This window comes from Spongiactinospora sp. TRM90649, assembly GCF_029382225.1.
In the GTDB taxonomy this organism is placed as follows: domain Bacteria; phylum Actinomycetota; class Actinomycetes; order Streptosporangiales; family Streptosporangiaceae; genus Spongiactinospora.
This window is the reverse complement of sequence record NZ_JARLTC010000006.1, coordinates 204,898-222,173: the sequence shown is the minus strand read 5'-3', so window position 1 is coordinate 222,173 and position 17,276 is coordinate 204,898. Positions and strand designations below refer to the sequence as shown.

Annotated in this window: 17 protein-coding genes and 1 pseudogene; 5 read left to right on the top strand and 13 right to left on the bottom strand. The window is 72.9% G+C overall.

Going from position 1 to position 17,276, the window contains the following annotated elements:
* Window positions 1-104 precede the first annotated feature (104 nt).
* Together P3X83_RS08355 and P3X83_RS08350 are read left to right on the top strand one after the other, a co-directional pair.
* A complete protein-coding gene (locus P3X83_RS08355; RefSeq protein ID WP_277304477.1) occupies window positions 105-860 on the top strand; it encodes an ABC transporter ATP-binding protein in 756 nt (251 codons plus the stop codon).
* On the top strand, window positions 854-3,364 hold the full coding sequence (locus P3X83_RS08350; RefSeq protein WP_277304300.1) for an ABC transporter permease: 2,511 nt from the start codon (window positions 854-856) through the stop codon (window positions 3,362-3,364). Before P3X83_RS08355 ends, P3X83_RS08350 begins: the two co-directional genes overlap by 7 nt.
* Window positions 3,365-3,379: 15 nt before the next feature.
* On the opposite strand, the gene P3X83_RS08345 is transcribed toward P3X83_RS08350, so the two are convergent.
* From P3X83_RS08345 to P3X83_RS08305, 9 genes are all read right to left on the bottom strand, one after another.
* Window positions 3,380-3,649, bottom strand: a complete 270-nt coding sequence (locus tag P3X83_RS08345) for a hypothetical protein (protein WP_277304299.1) — start codon at window positions 3,647-3,649, stop codon at window positions 3,380-3,382.
* Window positions 3,646-4,518 (bottom strand): toxin glutamine deamidase domain-containing protein, encoded by an 873-nt coding sequence (locus tag P3X83_RS08340; protein ID WP_277304298.1) that lies wholly within the window; start codon window positions 4,516-4,518, stop codon window positions 3,646-3,648. The genes P3X83_RS08345 and P3X83_RS08340 overlap by 4 nt, the downstream gene beginning before the upstream one ends.
* A 103-nt stretch (window positions 4,519-4,621) precedes the next feature.
* On the bottom strand, window positions 4,622-5,002 hold the full coding sequence (locus tag P3X83_RS08335; protein WP_277304476.1) for a YbaB/EbfC family nucleoid-associated protein: 381 nt from the start codon (window positions 5,000-5,002) through the stop codon (window positions 4,622-4,624).
* A gap of 97 nt (window positions 5,003-5,099) precedes the next feature.
* Window positions 5,100-6,734 carry a molybdopterin-dependent oxidoreductase gene (locus P3X83_RS08330; protein ID WP_277304297.1) on the bottom strand — a complete coding sequence of 545 codons (1,635 nt, stop codon included), beginning with the start codon at window positions 6,732-6,734 and terminating at the stop codon, window positions 5,100-5,102.
* Window positions 6,735-6,765: 31 nt separating this feature from the next.
* Window positions 6,766-7,365, bottom strand: coding sequence for an RdgB/HAM1 family non-canonical purine NTP pyrophosphatase (gene rdgB / locus P3X83_RS08325; RefSeq protein ID WP_277304296.1), 600 nt, complete (start codon window positions 7,363-7,365; stop codon window positions 6,766-6,768).
* Window positions 7,362-8,078 (bottom strand): ribonuclease PH, encoded by a 717-nt coding sequence (gene rph / locus P3X83_RS08320; RefSeq protein WP_277304295.1) that lies wholly within the window; start codon window positions 8,076-8,078, stop codon window positions 7,362-7,364. The genes rdgB and rph overlap by 4 nt, the downstream gene beginning before the upstream one ends.
* Window positions 8,079-8,083: 5 nt before the next feature.
* A complete protein-coding gene (locus P3X83_RS08315; protein ID WP_277304294.1) occupies window positions 8,084-8,836 on the bottom strand; it encodes an MBL fold metallo-hydrolase in 753 nt (250 codons plus the stop codon).
* Between the two features lie 12 nt (window positions 8,837-8,848).
* Window positions 8,849-9,697, bottom strand: a complete 849-nt coding sequence (gene murI / locus P3X83_RS08310; RefSeq protein WP_277304293.1) for a glutamate racemase — start codon at window positions 9,695-9,697, stop codon at window positions 8,849-8,851.
* A 101-nt stretch (window positions 9,698-9,798) separates the two neighbouring features.
* Entirely contained in the window at window positions 9,799-10,617 is an 819-nt protein-coding gene (locus P3X83_RS08305) for a thioesterase family protein (RefSeq protein WP_277304292.1), read from the bottom strand.
* A gap of 123 nt (window positions 10,618-10,740) precedes the next feature.
* Here P3X83_RS08305 and P3X83_RS08300 point away from each other — a divergent pair, with 123 nt between their 5' ends.
* Both P3X83_RS08300 and P3X83_RS08295 read left to right on the top strand, forming a co-directional pair.
* Window positions 10,741-12,684, top strand: a complete 1,944-nt coding sequence (locus P3X83_RS08300) for a DUF3352 domain-containing protein (protein WP_277304291.1) — start codon at window positions 10,741-10,743, stop codon at window positions 12,682-12,684.
* A gap of 163 nt (window positions 12,685-12,847) precedes the next feature.
* Window positions 12,848-13,441, top strand: a complete 594-nt coding sequence (locus tag P3X83_RS08295) for an acyl-homoserine-lactone synthase (RefSeq protein WP_277304290.1) — start codon at window positions 12,848-12,850, stop codon at window positions 13,439-13,441.
* A gap of 16 nt (window positions 13,442-13,457) precedes the next feature.
* Here the strand turns inward: P3X83_RS08295 and P3X83_RS43305 are convergent.
* Window positions 13,458-13,584 (bottom strand): annotated as a pseudogene (locus P3X83_RS43305) (DNA-binding response regulator); the annotation flags it as partial.
* Between the two features lie 6 nt (window positions 13,585-13,590).
* Window positions 13,591-15,093: an SDR family oxidoreductase gene (locus P3X83_RS08290; protein ID WP_277304289.1), complete on the bottom strand. Its 1,503-nt coding sequence runs from the start codon at window positions 15,091-15,093 to the stop codon at window positions 13,591-13,593.
* 289 nt (window positions 15,094-15,382) lie between these two features.
* Between P3X83_RS08290 and P3X83_RS08285 the strand changes: the two genes are divergently transcribed.
* Window positions 15,383-15,673 (top strand): hypothetical protein, encoded by a 291-nt coding sequence (locus tag P3X83_RS08285; RefSeq protein ID WP_277304288.1) that lies wholly within the window; start codon window positions 15,383-15,385, stop codon window positions 15,671-15,673.
* A gap of 297 nt (window positions 15,674-15,970) precedes the next feature.
* Here P3X83_RS08285 and P3X83_RS08280 read toward each other — a convergent pair whose 3' ends face one another.
* Entirely contained in the window at window positions 15,971-16,918 is a 948-nt protein-coding gene (locus tag P3X83_RS08280) for a cysteine synthase (RefSeq protein ID WP_277304287.1), read from the bottom strand.
* 6 nt (window positions 16,919-16,924) lie between these two features.
* Window positions 16,925-17,197, bottom strand: coding sequence for a MoaD/ThiS family protein (locus P3X83_RS08275; protein WP_277304286.1), 273 nt, complete (start codon window positions 17,195-17,197; stop codon window positions 16,925-16,927).
* Between the last annotated feature and the right edge of the window lie 79 nt (window positions 17,198-17,276).

The following is a 17,276-nucleotide window of genomic DNA, read 5'->3' as shown; positions in this document are numbered from 1 at the left end:
CGGGCGCAGGTCAGATCCGTTCGTGAGGCCCATTCCGGACGTTCTGCCCGCTCATAGCGTTGTCCTCGGTCATTGAGAGGGATCCGAGGAGCGATGTGGTGAGCATGATCGACGACCGGGTGACGGCGGTGCCCGCCGTCACGGCGGCCGGGCTGACGAAGGTGTACGGCGACGGCGACGCGGCGGTGCGCGCCCTGCGGGGGGTGGACGTCTCCTTCGCCGCCGAGGCGTTCACCGCGATCATGGGACCGTCCGGTTCCGGCAAGTCCACGCTGATGCACTGCCTGGCCGGGCTCGACACGGTGACGTCCGGGTCGGTGCGGATCGGCGACGTGGAGATCACCGAGCTGGGCGACCGGCGGCTGACCATGCTGCGCCGCGACCGGATCGGGTTCGTCTTCCAGGCGTTCAACCTGCTGCCGACGCTCACCGCCGAGCAGAACATCCTGCTTCCCGCGCAGATCGCGGGACGGATCCCGGACCGGGAACTGCTGGACCGGGTCGTGGCCACGCTGGGGCTGGCCGACCGTCTCGGGCACCGGCCCGCCGAGCTGTCCGGCGGGCAGCAGCAGCGGGTGGCGGTGGCCAGGGCGCTGATCGGACGCCCCCAGGTGATCTTCGCCGACGAGCCGACCGGCAACCTGGACTCGCGCAGCGGCGCGGAGGTGCTGTCATTCCTGCGCACGTCGGTGCGCGAGCTGGGCCAGACGATCGTAATGGTCACCCACGACCCGGTCGCCGCCTCCTACGCCGACCGGGTGGTGTTCCTGCGGGACGGCCTGCTGGTCAGCGAGCTGACCGGGCCGACCCCGCAGTCGGTCCTGGACACCCTGGTGGGACTGGAGACCGCCCCGTGCTGAGGACCACGCTGGCGGGGCTGCGCTCGCACCGGCTGCGCCTGCTGCTGACCGCGGTGGCCATCACGCTCGGGGTGGGGTTCATCGCGGGCACGTTCGTGCTGACCGACACCATCCAGGCGGGCTTCACCCGCGCGTTCGGCGCGGCGGCCGACCTGGTGGACGTGGCGGTGCTGCCCAAGCCGGGCGGCGGGTCCCAGGGCGAGCGCCCGGAGGTGCCGCCCGCCGTCCTGGAGCGGGTCCGCACCGCGCCCGGCGCGGCCTCGGCCGTGGGGCTGGTGCGCGGCACCGCGGCCCTGGTCGGCCGGGACGGCAAGGCCGTCGGCGACTCCCCCACCTTCGGCGTCTCGATCGGCCCCCGGCAGACCGTCACCCGGGGCGCCGCGCCGCGCGCCCCCGGCGAGGCCGTGCTGGACGAGAACACCGCCCGGCTGCGCGGGTTCAAGGTCGGCGACACGGTGACCGTGCTCGACCACCGCGACGCCCCGCACCGGTTCCGCGTGACCGGCCTGTTCGACGTGGCCGTGGACCGGGAGCTGGCGTTCTTCGGCGCGGTCGGCTTCGACCTGGCCACGGCGCGGACGATGACCGGCGAGCAGGGATTCCGGGAGATCGACGTGATGGCCGCGCCGGGCACGGACCCGGACCGGCTGCGGGATTCGGTCGCCGCCGCGGCGGGCCCCGGCCTGGAGGTCATGACCGGGCGAGCGCTCGCCGACCGCCTGGCCGCGGCCAACGGCGCGGACGCCAAGTACCTGGCGATGGGGCTGCTGCTGTTCGGGCTGGTCGCGATGATGGTCGCCGGTCTGGTCATCTACAACACGTTCGCGATCCTGGTGGCCCAGCGGTCCAGGGAGATGGCGCTGCTGCGCTGCGTCGGGGCGACCAGGGGGCAGGTGTTCGGCTCGGTGCTGCTGGAGTCGGCGGTGGTGGGGGCCCTGTCGTCGGCGCTCGGGCTGCTGGCCGGGCTGGGCATGGGCGCGGGGGCGCTGGCCGTCCTCGACGCCGTGGACGTGCCGCTGCCCGGCGGCACGGCGACGCTGGCGCCCAGGACGGTGGCGGTCGGGCTGGCCGTCGGCCTGGTGGTGACGGTCGGCGCGGCGCTGCTGCCCGCGCGTACGGCGACGCGGGTCGCCCCGGTCGCGGCGCTGCGCTCGCCCGGTGAGGACCCCGTCACCGGGCACGGGGCGGGCCTGGCCCGGCGGATCTGGGCCGGGCTGCTGCTGGCCGCCGGCGCGGGCGTCACCGCGCTCGCCCTGGTGATCATCGATCCGGGCGAGGTGGCGCTGTTCACCGTCGCGGCGGGGGGCGTGCTGACGTTCTTCGGCGTGCTGGTGCTCGGACCGGTGCTGGTGCGCCCGCTGAGCGCGTTCGCCGGTTGGCTGCCCAGGCGGCTGTTCGGCGTGCCCGGCGCGCTCGCCGTGGACAACTCCCGGCGCAACCCCAAGCGGTCGGCGACCACCACGATCGCGCTGACCATCGGGGTGACGCTGATGACCATGCTGGCCGTCCTCACCGGGACCATCCGCGAGACGTACGGCGCGAAGCTGGACGAGGAGTTCCCGGTGGACTTCATGCTGAGCACGCAGCGCGGCGACTCGGCCATCCCCGCCTCCGTCGCCGGGGCGCTGCGGGCCCGGCCGGAGCTGGCCGCCGTGGTGCGGATCAGGCAGGACACCGCGCGGGTGACCGGCGCGGGCGTGCCTGACCTGCCGAAGCGGCCGGTGGGGACCTTCGAGGGACCGCTGAACGTGACCGCCGTGTCCGGCTCGATGCGCGACCTCGGCCCCGGCGGGGTCGCGGTGTCGAAGACCCTGGGCGTGCGGCCGGGCGCGACGCTGACGGTGACCCCGCGCGGGGGCGATCCGGTACGGCTGACCGTGGTCGCCGTCTACGACGGCGACGCCACCCCGCTGCCCGCGCTGACCCTCCCGCCCGGCGAGTTCGAGCGCCGCTTCGACCTCCGCGACGACGCCCGGGTGATGGTGGACGTGGCCGAGAGCGTCGATCCGGTGCTCGCCAGGCGGGTCGTGGAGGAGAGCGTGCGGACGCTGCCCACCGTGCGGGTGGCCTCCTCCATCGACATGCGCGGCGAGTTCGACCAGGCGATGGACTCCCAGCTCATGGTGGTGAGCGGGCTGCTCGGCCTGGCGATCCTGATCTCCCTGCTGGGCATCGCCAACACGCTGTCGCTGTCGGTGCACGAGCGGACCAGGGAGTCGGCGCTGCTGCGCGCGCTCGGCCTGACCCGCGCCCAGCTCCGGCTGACGCTGTCGGTGGAGGCCCTGGTGCTCGGCCTGATCGGGGCGCTGGTCGGGGTGGCGCTCGGCGGCGTGTTCGGCTGGGCGGCGACGCGGACGCTGACGGAGACCCCCGTGTTCACCGTGCCGGTCGGGCAGATCCTGCTGTTCGTGGCGGTGTCGGGGCTGGCCGGGGTGCTGGCGGCGGTGCTGCCCGCCCGCCGCGCCGCCCGCGCCTCGATCACCTCGGCGCTCAGCGCGGGCTGAGCCGCGCGGCCCCGCTCAGCGCGGGCTGCGTCCCGGCCACTGCTCGGCCACGGTCTCCGGGCTGAGCAGCGGCCGGATGGCGACCTCGCCGGTGGCGGCGTCGATCACCACGCACCCGCCGCCCGCGGTGTCGGGCAGCACGCTCGGGTCGTCCGGCTCGGGCTCGCGGACCCACGCCACGAAGCCGTCGCGGAACGGGTGGATCGCGACCTCGCGCGGCCGGTCGATCGGGTGGCCGCCGTTGAAGTACTCCTCGGCCACGATGCGGGCCTGGTCGAGGTTCACCGCCGCCGCCCCTCCCGGTCGATGGTCACGCAGAAGACGCCGGTGACGTTCGCGTACGGAGGCTCCACCGCCATGTGGCCGCGCTGGGCGTCGATCCAGATCACCTCTCCATGGAAGTTGACCGCGTTCCAGGCGTGCGCGCCGCCGCTGGTCCACCGGGTGATCAGCACGGCGGCGGCGCCGTGGCCGCCGGTGCGCAGCCGCTGGGCGATGTTTCCGTAGGCGCGGCGTCCCTGGCCGACGTACTCGAAGCGGTGGCCGAGCCAGGTCTCCGCCCTGGCCACGCCCCGGGTCTCACCGGTCAGCACGGGACGGCCGGCCGGGTCGTACTCGGGCTGGCGGGGCGCGGCGACGGCGGGCTCGCCGTACCAGGTGGACACGGTGGACAGCGCGCAGTCCACGGCGTTGGTGGTGCGGAACGGGTCGTCCACCGGGCCGTCGCCGTTGATCAGCCGGATCCAGGTGCCACGCGGGTCGGGGAACCGGTGCGGCCTGCCGGACTCCTCAGACGGGACCGACCGGCGGAGGTCCTGCTGGGCGGGCGGGTCGGGCCGGGCGAGGCCGCCCGGCACGCCGTACGGCCTGGCCTCGGCCAGCGGCGGCGGGCGGGTGGCGCGGTCGAACCAGTCGGGGCCGCGCGCCGGACTCCTGTCGCGGGCGCCCGCGGCGGACCCGGTGACGGAACCGTGGACAGGGCCGGTGACCGCCTCATGGCCCGGGGCCGGGCCGGGGTCGAGGACGTCGGCCTCGGCGGCCAGCTCGTAGTCACGCCATCTCCTGCCGTCGGCGGCGACGACCGGGTTGTAGCCGCCCGGGGGCAGCCGCCAGCCTCTCCTGCCGCCGCGCCGGATGCGCGGATCACCGAACACCGTTCCCCCTCCGTCACGCTGACCGGCCCGCAGAAAGCCGATGGTAGGGCGGTGCCGGGGCGCGGCGGGCGAAGTTCGGTGGATCCGTGGCGTGTCGCGGCGATCACCCGCCGTACTGGACGCCGTTTCCGCCGCCGTTCCCGCTGGTACCCCCGTTGTCGTCTCCGTCGTTCGCGCGCAGCGGCCCGAGTGCCTGGTGCGCGCGTTCGGCGACGTCCTGCTCGGCGAGCTTGGCGGCGCTGACGACCGCCTGCGCCAGCGCGTCGGCCCCCAGGCTCAGCGCGTCCGGTTCGATCCGCACCCCGGCGAGGGTCCCCGACGACGATACCTCGACCGTCACCAGCCCGCCGGCGGCCTCGCCCGTTCCCCTGGTCTCCGCGAGATCCCGGCCCACCTGACCGAACAGGGCCGCCTGCTCGTCGAGCGACGTCATCATCCGGGTCAGGTCCGGATCCTTCGCCGCTGGAACCGGCTCATATGCCATCGGCACGGTACTCCCCTTGCATCCCGGTGATGTGCAACCGTAAAACCAGCGCGTTCCCGCTTTCGGGGGTCGGCTAACGTTCCGGCGGCGCGGCGGGTCAGCTCGCCGTGACCGTGATGGTGTGGTGCCCGGTCGCCCCGTCGGGGACCGGAGGGGCCACTGCGGCCGTCTGGGTGCGGCCGGTGCCGTCGGTCGCCCGGACCGCGATCGAGTGGCCGCCCGGCCGCAGGTCGGCCTCGATCGACCACTGCCGCCAGGTGTCCGGACCGGGTGTGGCGGCCAGCCGCGCGGCCCGCCACTCCCCCCGGTCCACGCTCACCTCGACGGCGGCGATGCCCCGGTGCTGCGCCCAGGCCACCCCGGCGATCACCGTACGGCCGGCCCGCACCGACGCGCCGTCGCCGGGCACGTCGATCCGCGACTCGGTCTTGACCGGCCCGAGGGCCGACCAGCCGCGCGACGTCCAGTAGGCGGTGTCCACGTCGAACCGGGTCACCTTGACGTCCACGACCCATTTGGTCGCCGACACGTACCCGTACAGCCCGGGGATCACCTGGCGCACCGGGAAGCCGTGCTCGGTGGGCAGCGGCTCGCCGTTCATCCCGACGGCGAACAGCGCGGCGCGGCCGTCCATCACCACCTCGACCGGCGTGCCGCAGGTCCAGCCGTCGGCGGAGGTGCTGAGCAGCATGTCGGCCCCGGCGCGCAGCCCGGCCGCGCGCAGCACCTCGGCCATCGGCACGCCGAGCCAGCGGGCGTTGCCCACGTAGGGGCCGCCGACCTCGTTGGACACGCACGCGAGCGTGACGTCGGCCTCCACCAGCGGACGGCGGAGCAGTTCGGCGAAGGACAGCTCGACGGGGCGGTCGACCATGCCGTGCACGCGCAGGGTCCATGTGCTCGGATCGACCTGCGGGACGACGAAGGCGGTGTCGACCCGGTAGAAGTCGCGCGCGGGGGTGACGAACGGGGTGAGGCCGGGAACGCGCAGGTCGGTCCCGGCGGGCAGCGGCGGAGCCGGGACGGACGCCCTGGGCAGCACCAGGGCCCTCCTGGCCGCCTCCACGCTCTGACCGCCGCCGAGCAGGCGCCCGCCCAGGACGCTCAGCCCGGCCACCGCGAACCCGCCCGCCGCCCCGCCGAGCAGGCCGCGCCGGTCGAAGGCCACCCGCCGTCCCGGAGCCCGCATCACCTCCGGCCGCTCCACGTGATCCGCGTGATCCGCGTGATCCGCGTGATCCGCGGGTTCGGCCTCCTCCGGCAGCGGGCGGGTCATCCGGCGGAGCATGACGGCGAGCGTCCACGAACCGGCGAGCACGCCGAGGATCGTGGGCAGGGTGTCCATCGCCGAGGCGTCCGGCCGGGTCAGCACCGCGACCAGCCCGACCACGCCGAAGAGCGCCAGCCCCGCCACGCCGTACGGCAGGCCGCGCCGCCGCGCCAGCACCCCGATGCCCGCCGAGGCCGCCGCCAGCAGCACGAGGACGCCCGCCGACACCACGGCCTTGTCGTTCTCGCCGAAGGTCCGGATCGCGAAGTCCTTCAGCGCGCCCGGCGAGACGTCGACCAGCGCGTTGCCCACCGCCGCCACCGGAAAGGTGTCCGGGTTCACCGGTGCGGCGACGAGCGAGGCCACGCCGAGCGCCACCGCCCCCGCCGTCAGCCCGCCGAGCGCCGCCGCCCACCCGGGCACGACCTCGGGCCGTGCCCGCGACACGTCATCATTTCCCACAAGGACGACGCTACGCCTCCGGGGGGCCGCGTCAGAGGAGTTCGGCGACGATCGGGGCGATCGCGCGGAAGGCGCGCCCCCTATGGCTGATGGCGTCCTTCTCGTCGGCCGTCAGCTCTGCCGTGGTGCGAGTGTCGCCCTCCGGGACGAAGATCGGGTCGTAGCCGAAGCCGCCGTCGCCGCGAGGCTCGCCGATGACCGTGCCGTGCAGGGTGCCCTCCACGACCCGCTCCTCGCCCGACGGCAGGGCCAGCGCGGCGGCGCACGCGAAGTGGCCGCCCCTGCGCCCGTCGGGGACGTCGGCGATCTGGGCCAGCAGCAGGTCGAGGTTGGCCTGGTCGTCGCCGTGGGCGCCGGACCAGCGCGCGGAGAACACCCCGGGCATGCCGTTCAGCGCGTCGACGCACAGGCCGGAGTCGTCGGCGATCGCGGGCAGACCCGAGGCCCTGGCCACGGCCTGCGCCTTGATCAGCGCGTTCTCGGCGAACGTGAGCCCGGTCTCGGCGATCTCGCCGATCTGCGGGAACGCACCGAGACCGACCAGCTCGACCGGCGGCCCCGACACGGCCAGGATGCGCCGCAGTTCGGCGATCTTGCCCACGTTGCGGGTGGCCAGGACCAGACGGCTCACGCCAGCGCCTGCCGCTGCAGCTCGGTCAGCTCGGCGCACCCGGCCACGGCCAGGTCGAGCAGCCGGTCGAGCAGCGCCCGGTCGAACGGCGCGCCCTCGGCCGTGCCCTGCACCTCGACGAACTCGCCGGCGCCGGTGACCACGACGTTCATGTCGGTCTCGGCCGAGACGTCCTCGGTGTAGCAGAGGTCGAGCATCGGGACGGCGTCCACGACGCCGACCGACACGGCCGCCACCGAGCCGATCAGCGGGTCGCCCGGGGTCATCCGGCGCTTGCGCATCCACTTGATCGCGTCGGCCAGCGCCACGTAGGCGCCGGTGATCGCGGCCGTGCGGGTGCCGCCGTCGGCCTGCAGGACGTCGCAGTCCAGCAGGATGGAGTTCTCGCCCAGGGCCTTGTAGTCGACGCAGGCGCGCAGCGACCGGCCGATCAGGCGGGAGATCTCGTGGGTCCGGCCGCCGATCTTGCCGCGCACCGACTCGCGGTCGGAGCGGGTGTTGGTCGATCGGGGCAGCATGGCGTACTCGGCGGTGACCCAGCCCAGGCCGCTGCCCTTGCGCCAGCGCGGGACGTTGTCCTGCACGGTCGCGGCGCAGAGGACCTTGGTGCCGCCGAACTCGACCAGCACCGACCCTTCTGCGTGGGCCAGCCAGTTGCGGGTGATCGTGACAGGGCGGAGCCCGTCGGGTGCTCGTCCGTCTGCGCGTGCCATAAGGCTCACCCTAGGGGATACGCCGCCCCGCTCCGTGCCAGGTCGATTCTCCCGGCGAAGCCGCCGCGCGCCGCCTCGGCCGCGATCCGGTCGTGATCGAACCACGGGACCAGGTGGGTGAGGACGAGCGTGCCGACGCCGGCGCGGGCGGCGTGCTCGGCGGCCTGCCGTCCGGTCATGTGCAGGCCGGACGGCAGGCCGGGGCCCTCCAGGAAGGACGCCTCGCAGAGCAGCACGTCGGCGTCCTTGGCCAGTTCGACCAGCTCGGGGCTCTCCCCCGTGTCGGCGGAGTAGGCGACGGCGTGCCCGCCGTGGGCGACGCGGAAGCCGTAGGTCTCGACCGGGTGGTTCATCAGCGCGGTGGACACCTGGAACGGGCCGATGTCGCGGACGCCCGGGCTCAGCGGCACGAACTCGAAGGCGGTCTCCAGGCCCGGCTCCTCCGGCATGCCGTAGGCGGCGGCCAGGCGGCGGGGCGCGTCGCGCGGTGCGTATACCGGGATGCGGGCCAGCGGGCCGTTCGGGGAGTAGGTGCGGACGACATGGTAGGAGCACAGGTCGAGACAGTGGTCGGCGTGCAGGTGGGACAGGCAGATGGCGTCGACGTCGTAGAGTCCGATGTGTCTCTGCAGGGCGCCGAGCGCGCCGTTGCCGAGGTCGAGCAACAGCCGGAAACCTTCGGCCTCCAGCAGGTAGCAGGAGGCCGGGCTGTCAGGGCCGGGGAAGCTCCCGGAGCATCCGATGATGGTCAACTTCATGGCGGCGGCCTCCTAAGAGGGAGCGGGGAGCGCTCCGGTTCCGGACTGACCCCCGGCCGGGATCACGCCGCCGAGGCACAGCGTCTCGACGGCCGCGATCTCGGGCCCGAGGAACCTTCGGCCCAGGCGTCCGAACAGCCGAGCGTCTCCGGTGGTTCCGAACCGGTGGCGCGGGGTTTCGGCGTCGTTCGCGAGGCCACGGTCGTGCAGGATTCGATAGACGTCCTTGGCGGTCTCCTCCGCGCTGGACACGAGCGTCACCGCGTCGCCCGCCACATAGGCGATGGCGCCGGTCAGCAGCGGATAGTGGGTGCAGCCGAGGATCAGCGTGTCGCAGCCGTCGTCGAGGATCGGCGCCAGGTAGCCCCTGACCACCTCGATGAGCCGGTCGCTCATCGTCTCGCCGCGTTCCACGAACTCCACCAGGCGGGGTGCCGCCACCCCGGTCAGCCGCACGTGCGGGGCCGCCGCGAAGGCGTCCTCGTAGGCGAGCGACTCGATGGTGGCGCGGGTGCCGATCACGCCGACCCGGCCGTTCCTGGTGGCGCGCACCGCCCGGCGCGCGGCCGGCTGGATCACCTCGACCACGGGCACGGCGTAGCGCTCCCTGGCGTCGCGCAGCACCGCCGCGCTGGCGCTGTTGCAGGCGATGACCAGCATCTTCACGTCGTGCTCGACGAGGTGGTCCATCACCTCCAGGGCGAACGCCCTGACCTGCGCGATCGGGCGCGGCCCGTACGGCGCCCGATCGGTGTCGGCCACATAGAGGACCGACTCGCCGGGGAGTTGGTCGATGATCGCTCTGGCGACCGTCAGGCCGCCCACGCCGCTGTCGAAAATACCGATGCTCTGGCCCGCCACGTTTCCCAAGGTTAGGCGAGCGGTCGTGATCGCTCAGCGGATTAGTGCGCAGATCGGGTGTGGTTCTCGCCTCATTTGGGGAACGGCCGCCGGCGTCGGCGTCAGGGTCGGCGGGAGCGTTCCGGTGGTGCTACGCGGCCGAGCAGGGCGAGCTGGCGCGACTGGGCGACCAGGCGGCCCTTGGCGTCCCAGACCTCGACGTCCTCGTCGAACCTGCCGTCGCTGACCAGGCGGCCGGTGGCGGCCAGCAGCAGCGGCCCGGGGGCGGGCAGCGCGCGCAGGTGCCAGGTCAGCTCCACCGTGGGCGCCCAGCCCCGGAACCCGGCCGAGTAGACCACCGGCGGCATCGAGTCGACGGCCAGCGCCAGCACGTACGGGTCGGGCTCCACCGGTTCGACCATCCGGAACCAGGCCCGCGTCTCCGGCCGCCCGCTGGCCGCGCCGTGCCGCCAGCCGATCGTGTCCGGGTCGAAGAGCAGGTCCAGCCGGGCGCTCAGCGTCATGCCCGACTCGGGCTTGGGCGCGGGCAGCGCGGCGCACTCCGCGGGCGGCGGCATGCGCGGCGGCTCGGCGCTCCAGTCGGGTTCGGCGCCGGTGGTGAGGGTCGCGTTGGTGATCAGCGCCTCGACGTGGGCGGCGCCGTCCTGCACCAGGGTCGCCCGGACCATGGCGGTGCTGCGTCCCGCCCGCAGCGGCTCCACCCGCACCGTGGCCGGGCCCGGCGCCGGGGATCGCAGGAACTGCGCGGCGGTGGAGATCGGGTGCTCGAACGGCGAGGCGTCCACGGCGGCGCGGGCCAGGACCGCCAGTAGGTAGCCGCCGTTGAGCCGTCCGGCGGCGGCGTAGCCGTCGTCGAGGCGCACGTCATAGGTGGTGGCGTCGGCCCGGGTGGCACGCGTCGCCTGGTCGAACGTGGTCATCCCCTGAACAATGCCCATCTGGTGTTAGATGCACCAATCGAAAAGATAGTTCACTGCAAGTCAAACGCTAGCGATCTCAGCTAACTTCATGTATCGCCCAAGATTCCATACGTGTGAGTGAGTATGTCTACCAACTACCCCTCCGGTCCTCCGTCCCCTGACGACCAGGATCCGCAGCGAACCGTCGCCTACCGGCCCCAGCAAGGCCAGCAGCCGCCCTACCCGCCACAGCAGGGGTACGGGCAGCAGCAGCCGTACGGCCAGCCGTACGGACAGCAGGGCCAGGGGCAGGGCCACCAGCACGGGCAGACCCCCGGCTACGACCAGCAGACCCGCGCCTATGACCAGGGCGGCCAGCAGTCTCCCCAGTATGGACAGCAGCAGCAACAGCAGCAGTACGGCCAGCAGCCCTACGGCCAGCAGCAGTCGTACGGGCAGCAGCAGCCTCAGCAGCCCTACGGCCAGCCGACCTCCCAGTACGGCCAGCAGCAGGGCTACGGTCAGCAGCCCTACGGCCAGCAACAGCAGTACGGCCAGCAGCAACAGCAGCAGTACGGCCAGCAGGCCTACGGCCAGCCCTCGTGGGCGAGCGGCGCAGAGGAGATGGGTCCCCCGCCCAACGGGAGCGGCGGTGGTCTCAAGCGCAAGCGGACCTGGCTGATCGCGGCCGTCGCCGCCCTGGTCGTCGCCGTGATCGGCGGCGGCGGGGTGTTCGCGGCGAACCTGCTGAGCGGCGGCGGCGCGCAGCCGCACGACGTGCTCCCGCAGAACGCCATCGGGTACGTGCGCATCGACATGGACCCCGCGGCGAACCAGAAGATCGCGCTGTTCAACATCGCCAGGAAGTTCACCGTCACCAAGGACACCTTCGCCGGCGACGACCCGCGCAAGGCGCTGTTCGAGTCCCTGAAGAAGGAGAACTCGGACATCGCGAACGTGGACTACGCCAAGGACATCGAGCCCTGGCTCGGCTCCCGCCTGGCGTTCGCCGCGCTGCCCCCGGCCAAGGCCGGTGACGACGACCCCGAGGCCGTCGTCGCCATCCAGGTGACCGACCAGGAGGCGGCCCGCGCGGGCATCGGCAAGCTCATGACGGGCGAGAAGCACGGCATCGCCTTCCGCGACGACTACGCGCTCGTCGCCGAGACCCAGCAGCTCGCCGACAAGTACGCCCAGGGCCCCACGCTGGCCGAGAACGCCGACTTCACCAGTGACCTCGGCGCCGTCGGCGAGCAGGGCGTGCTGTCCTTCTGGATGGACATCGAGCAGGTCGCCAAGCTCTCCGGCGCGGCCACCGACCCCGCCCGGCAGGAGGTGCTCAAGCAGGTCGCGAACGCGCGGTTCGCCGGGGCGCTCCGCTTCGACGAGAGCTACGCCGAGCTGGCCGGTCTGCTGCGCGGCGCGGAGAACCTGATGCCGGGCGACACCGAGGGCGCGCGGGTCGCCGACCTGCCCGCCTCGACGCTGGGCGCGATCTCCATCTCCGGCCTCGGCGACATCTTCACCAAGCAGTGGCCGCAGTATCAGTCGATGCTGCAGTCCAACCCGTCGTTCCAGCAGTTCACGTCCGTCGCCCAGCAGCAGGGCATCTCGCTGCCCGACGACGTCGCCACGCTGCTCGGCAAGAACCTGACCGTCGCGGTGGACGAGAACGGCATCGACGGCAACCTGCCCAAGGTCGGCGCCCGCATCGTCACCGACACGGCCAAGGCGCAGGGCATCGTCGGCAAGATCGAGCAGCTCCTGGCCGCGCAGGGCGCGGGCGCGCCGCAGCTCGGCAAGGCCACCGGCGACGGCGTGATGGTGCTCGCCTCCTCCCAGGAGTACGCCCAGCAGCTCGCCCAGGCGGGCACGCTCGGCGACAGCGAGACCTTCAAGCTGGCGGTCCCGGACGCCTCCGCGGCCAACTTCGCGGTCTTCGTGGACCTCGACAAGGCCGAGAAGCTCTACCTGAACAACTTCCAGGGCGAGGAGCAGGCCAACCTCAAGGCGCTGCGAGCCGTCGGCCTCAGCGGCAAGGCCACGGCCGAGGAGGCCAACTTCTCCCTCCGCCTGCTCTTCAACTGATCGCGCTCACTCACCGCACGAACACCTTCCGATCCCTCGCCCGGCCCCGGCCGCGCGGGGGATCTCGTGTTCCGGGCGTTCAACTGCCCCCATCCCCGTTGACGATCACCGGCCGGGTGCCGGAAAGTCACCTTCAGATGAGTCCGGGGGAGGGGATAGTCCGGTGAAGGTCTTGCCGGCCCTGGACGGCGGGCGGCGGATCGCCGCCGGGCGTCAGGGTGAGCTCGCGCCCGAACTGCTGCACGGCATGTTCCGGCTGCGGCACGAGGTGTTCCGGGTGCGCCTCGGCTGGGACGTCGAGTCGCGGGACGGGATGGAACGTGATGTCTACGACGACCTCCATCCGTACTACGTGATCCTGCACGACGGGCCGGGGAACGTGCTGGGCTGCTGCCGCCTGCTCCCGACCGCCGGCCGCTACATGCTCGGCGAGGTGCCGGCGTTCCGCGCCGCCCTGGGCGAGCGTCCGCCGCCGCGCGATCGGCGCGTGTGGGAGATCTCCAGGATGGCCGTGCTGAACGACGGCGCGCCGCCGGCCAAGGGCATCGGCGACCTGGCCGCCGCGCTGACCGTCCGGGCCGCGCGCGCCGTGGAGGCCGCCGGCGGCGACACCCTGCTGGCGCTGGTCACCCTGGGCCTGGCCAGGAAGATCCGCGCCCACGACGTCCCGGTGACACCCCTTGCTCCCCCCGCGCGTATCGCCGACCTGACCTGCCAGGCCATCACCATGCCCACCGGCGTATGGCGCTCCCCCTGAGTCACAGCCAGCCGAGTCACAGCCAGCCGTTCTCGCGGGCCGCCTCGGCGCGGGTGCGCGCGCCGGTCTTGCCGATCGCGCTGGACAGGTAGTTGCACGGTGCCCTCCGACAGGGCCAGCCGGACGGCGAGCGCCGCCACCGTCGGGGATCAGGACGAGGCTCGCTCCTGCCTCCGGGCCGCGATGGCCACGTTGACGGGCATCCGCCCGAAGATCAAGTCGTGGAAGGGCGAGATGACCCACCAGTACAGGTGACCGAGCAATCCGCGCGGGTGGAAGATCGCCCGCTGTGTGTAGATCGTCCGTCCGTCGGATTGGACGACGCCGAGTTCCAGCCAGGCCAGGCCGGGCAGCCGCATCTCGGCCCGCAGCCGCAGCAGGCGGCCGGGGAGCACCTCCTCGACCCGCCAGAAGTCGATCGAGTCACCCACCCGTAGCCTGGCCGGATCGCGCCGGCCACGCCGCAGCCCGACTCCGCCGACCAGCCGGTCGGCCAGCCCACGCAGCTTCCAGGCGACCGGCAGCGAATACCAGCCGTTGCCGCCGCCGACGCCCTCGATCACCTTCCACAGCGCCTGCGGGCTCGCGGGCACGACCAGGCTGCGTTCGTCGACGAACAGGCTGCCGCCCGCCCAGTCGGGGTCGGTGGGCAGCGGGTCACTCGGCGCCCCCGGTGTCGAGGCCGAGGACCAGCGGGTGGCGACGTCCGCCTCCTTGATCTTCACGAGCGCCAGGGACACCGCGCGGCGGAACCCGGTCAGCCCGTCCTCCGGGTCAGGCACGTAACGGGCGATGTCGTGCTCGCCGCACACGGCCTCGTTGCGCAGGGACTCCACCAGCGGGCGCGCGATCCTCGCCGGGACCGGTGTGACCAGCCCCACCCACAGACTCGACAGCCGGGGGCTGAGCACCGCCACCGGGATGATCACGCGAGGCGGCAGTCCGGCCACGGCGGCGTAGCCGTGCATCATGTCGGCGTACGTCAGGACGTCGGGGCCGCCGATGTCGAACCCCCGGTTAACCGTCCCCGGCACCTCCGCCCACGCGACCAGATAACGCAGCACGTCCCGTACCGCGATGGGCTGGGTACGGCTCCGCACCCAGCGCGGCGTGGTCATCACCGGGAGCCGCTCGGTCAGATAGCGCAGCATTTCGAAGGAGACCGACCCCGAACCGATGATCACAGCGGCGCGTAGCACGACCGCGGGCACGGCCCCCCGCAGGAAGATCTCCCCCACCTCGGCCCGCGAGCTCAGGTGCGGCGAGAGCCTCCCTTCCGAGGCCGGACCACCCAGGTAGACGATGCGCCGCACTCCCGCCTGGGCCGCCGCCGCCGCGAACGTGCGTGCCGCCCGCCGGTCCTGCTCGGCGAACCGGCCGCTGCCGCCCATCGTGTGGATCAGGTAGTACGCGACCTCCACCCCGTTCAGCGCCCGGCGTGTCCGGTCGGAGTCGGTGGCGTCGGCCTCGACGACCTCGGTGCGCGCCGCCCACCAGAGGTCGCGCAGTCTCCCGGCCGAGCGCACCATGCAGCGAACATCGTGGCCGGCGGCGAGCAGTTCGGGCGCAAGCCGCCCGCCGATGTAACCGGTGGCCCCGGTGACCAAGCACAACGCCATGTCCACGGACATTCCCCGCGACGATTGGGTCATGCCCCACCGGTGTACGGCCCCGCGTCGTCGGCATCGGTGAGACCTGGCCGAGGAGCACGCTCCCGGCCGCGCCGCAGGTCGCGGTGCCGGGTCCGCGGCGTCGAACGCCGTCCGGCGCGTGATCGCGCGCAAATCTGGCACTCCAGGTCGTCGGTAAGTGACATTTCCCGCATGTCACAGCGAATTACCTGCGTCATGCGCGCCCTCGCCCGGCAACCGGCACCCGGGCGAGAACACGAGGCGTGCGGACGGCGTGCTCGTCCACTGATCGAACGCTGGAGGTGCGACTGTGAGTGATGGTGGACCGTCCGACCTGGCCCGCACGGTGCTCGTGGTGTGGGAAGTGGAAGCCGGTGACCAGGGCGCCGGTGGCGTCACCCTCAGCCGGACCGCAGCCCACCGCGAGATGGTCCGCGCCCTGGACCAGTTCCACTGCGGACGCGGCCGGGTGCGCCTGGCCCTGCTCGCCCCGGGCTTCGTCTACCGCTACGGCGAAACCGTGGTGACCGCCCACCGCAACGGCCGCGCCTTCGTCGCCGTCGCCGGAGACGCCTGGTGCGACCACCCGCTGAAGGTCTGACGGATAGAGCAACTCAACCGGTCGACGTGAGTACTACTGCTGCCACCGGACCTGGCTGATCAGGATGACGGCTCCGCGGGGGCCAAGAGGGGTGTGCCGGTGCCGTAACGGCGGGGAGTGGCCGCGCTTGAGGAGCGCTCGGGCACCGGGGGGTCACTGGGGCGGGCGTCGGCCGAGAGGGGGCTTGCCGTACGCGGGGATGACCCGCGAAAGCCCTCCGCGACTACCGGCGGGCGGGCGCGGCGCACCCCCAGGGCGTCGCGCCCGCTCGGCCAAGTAGTACACCGGGGAGTGGGGTCAGGCCCAGAGCTGACCTTCGAGGCGGTCTTCCGCCTCGTCGAGGGTGCCCTCGTACGCGCCGGTGGACAGGTACTTCCAGCCGCCGTCCGCGACCACGAACACCACGTCGGCGCGTTCCCCCGCCTTGGCCGCCTTGGCCGCGACGCCGAGGGCCGCGTGGAGGGCGCAGCCGGTGGAGATGCCGGCGAAGATGCCCTCGGTGGCGAGCAGTTCGCGGGTGCGGCGCAGGGCGTCGGCGGAGCCGACGGAGAAGCGGGTGGTCAGGACCTCGGCGTCGTAGAGTTCGGGGACGAAGCCCTCGTCCACGTTGCGCAGGCCGTAGACCAGTTCGCCGTAGCGCGGCTCGGCGGCGACGATCTGCACGCCGGGCACCTGCTCGCGCAGGTAGCGGCCGACGCCCATGAGCGTGCCGGTGGTGCCGAGCCCGGCGACGAAGTGGGTGACCGAGGGGAGGTCTTCCAGGATCTCGGGGCCGGTGGACTCGTAGTGGGAGCGCCAGTTGGCCGGGTTGCCGTACTGGTAGAGCATGATCCAGTCGGGGTGTTCGGCGGAGAGCTCCTTGGCCACGCGCACGGCCTCGTTGGAGCCTCCGGCCGCCGGGGAGGAGATGATCTCGGCGCCCCACATGCGGAGCAGTTGGCGGCGCTCCTCGGAGGTGTTCTCCGGCATGACGCAGATCAGCTTGTAGCCCTTGAGGCGGGCCGACATGGCCAGCGAGATGCCGGTGTTGCCCGAGGTCGGTTCGAGGATCGTGCAGCCGGGGGTGAGCAGGCCGTCCTTCTCGGCCTGCTCGATCATCCACAGGGCGGGGCGGTCCTTGATCGAGCCCGTGGGGTTGCGGTCCTCCAGCTTGGCCCACAGCCGGACGTCGCCCGAGGGGGACAGCCGGGGCAGCCCGACCAGCGGGGTGCGTCCGACCGAGTCGATCAGCGAGTCGAAGCGCATCCCGGCTCAGCCGCCGGCGACCGCGGGGAGCACCGTCACCGTGTCGCCGTCGGACACGGGTGTCTCCAGACCGCCGAGGAAGCGGACGTCTTCGTCGTTGAGGTAGACGTTGACGAAGCGGCGCAGACCGCCGTCGTCGACCAGCCGGGCCTTCAGGCCGGGGTGCTGCGTCTCAAGGTCACCGATCAGCTCCTCAAGCGTGGCGCCCTTGGCCTCGACGGCCTTCGCGCCGTCGGTGTAGGTGCGCAGGATGGTCGGAATGCGAACTTCGATGGCCATCGCGATCGATCTCCTTGGTGATCATGTTAAGTCGTCATCGGGCGCCCATCCGATCCGAACACGGAAGGGCGCGAGGGTG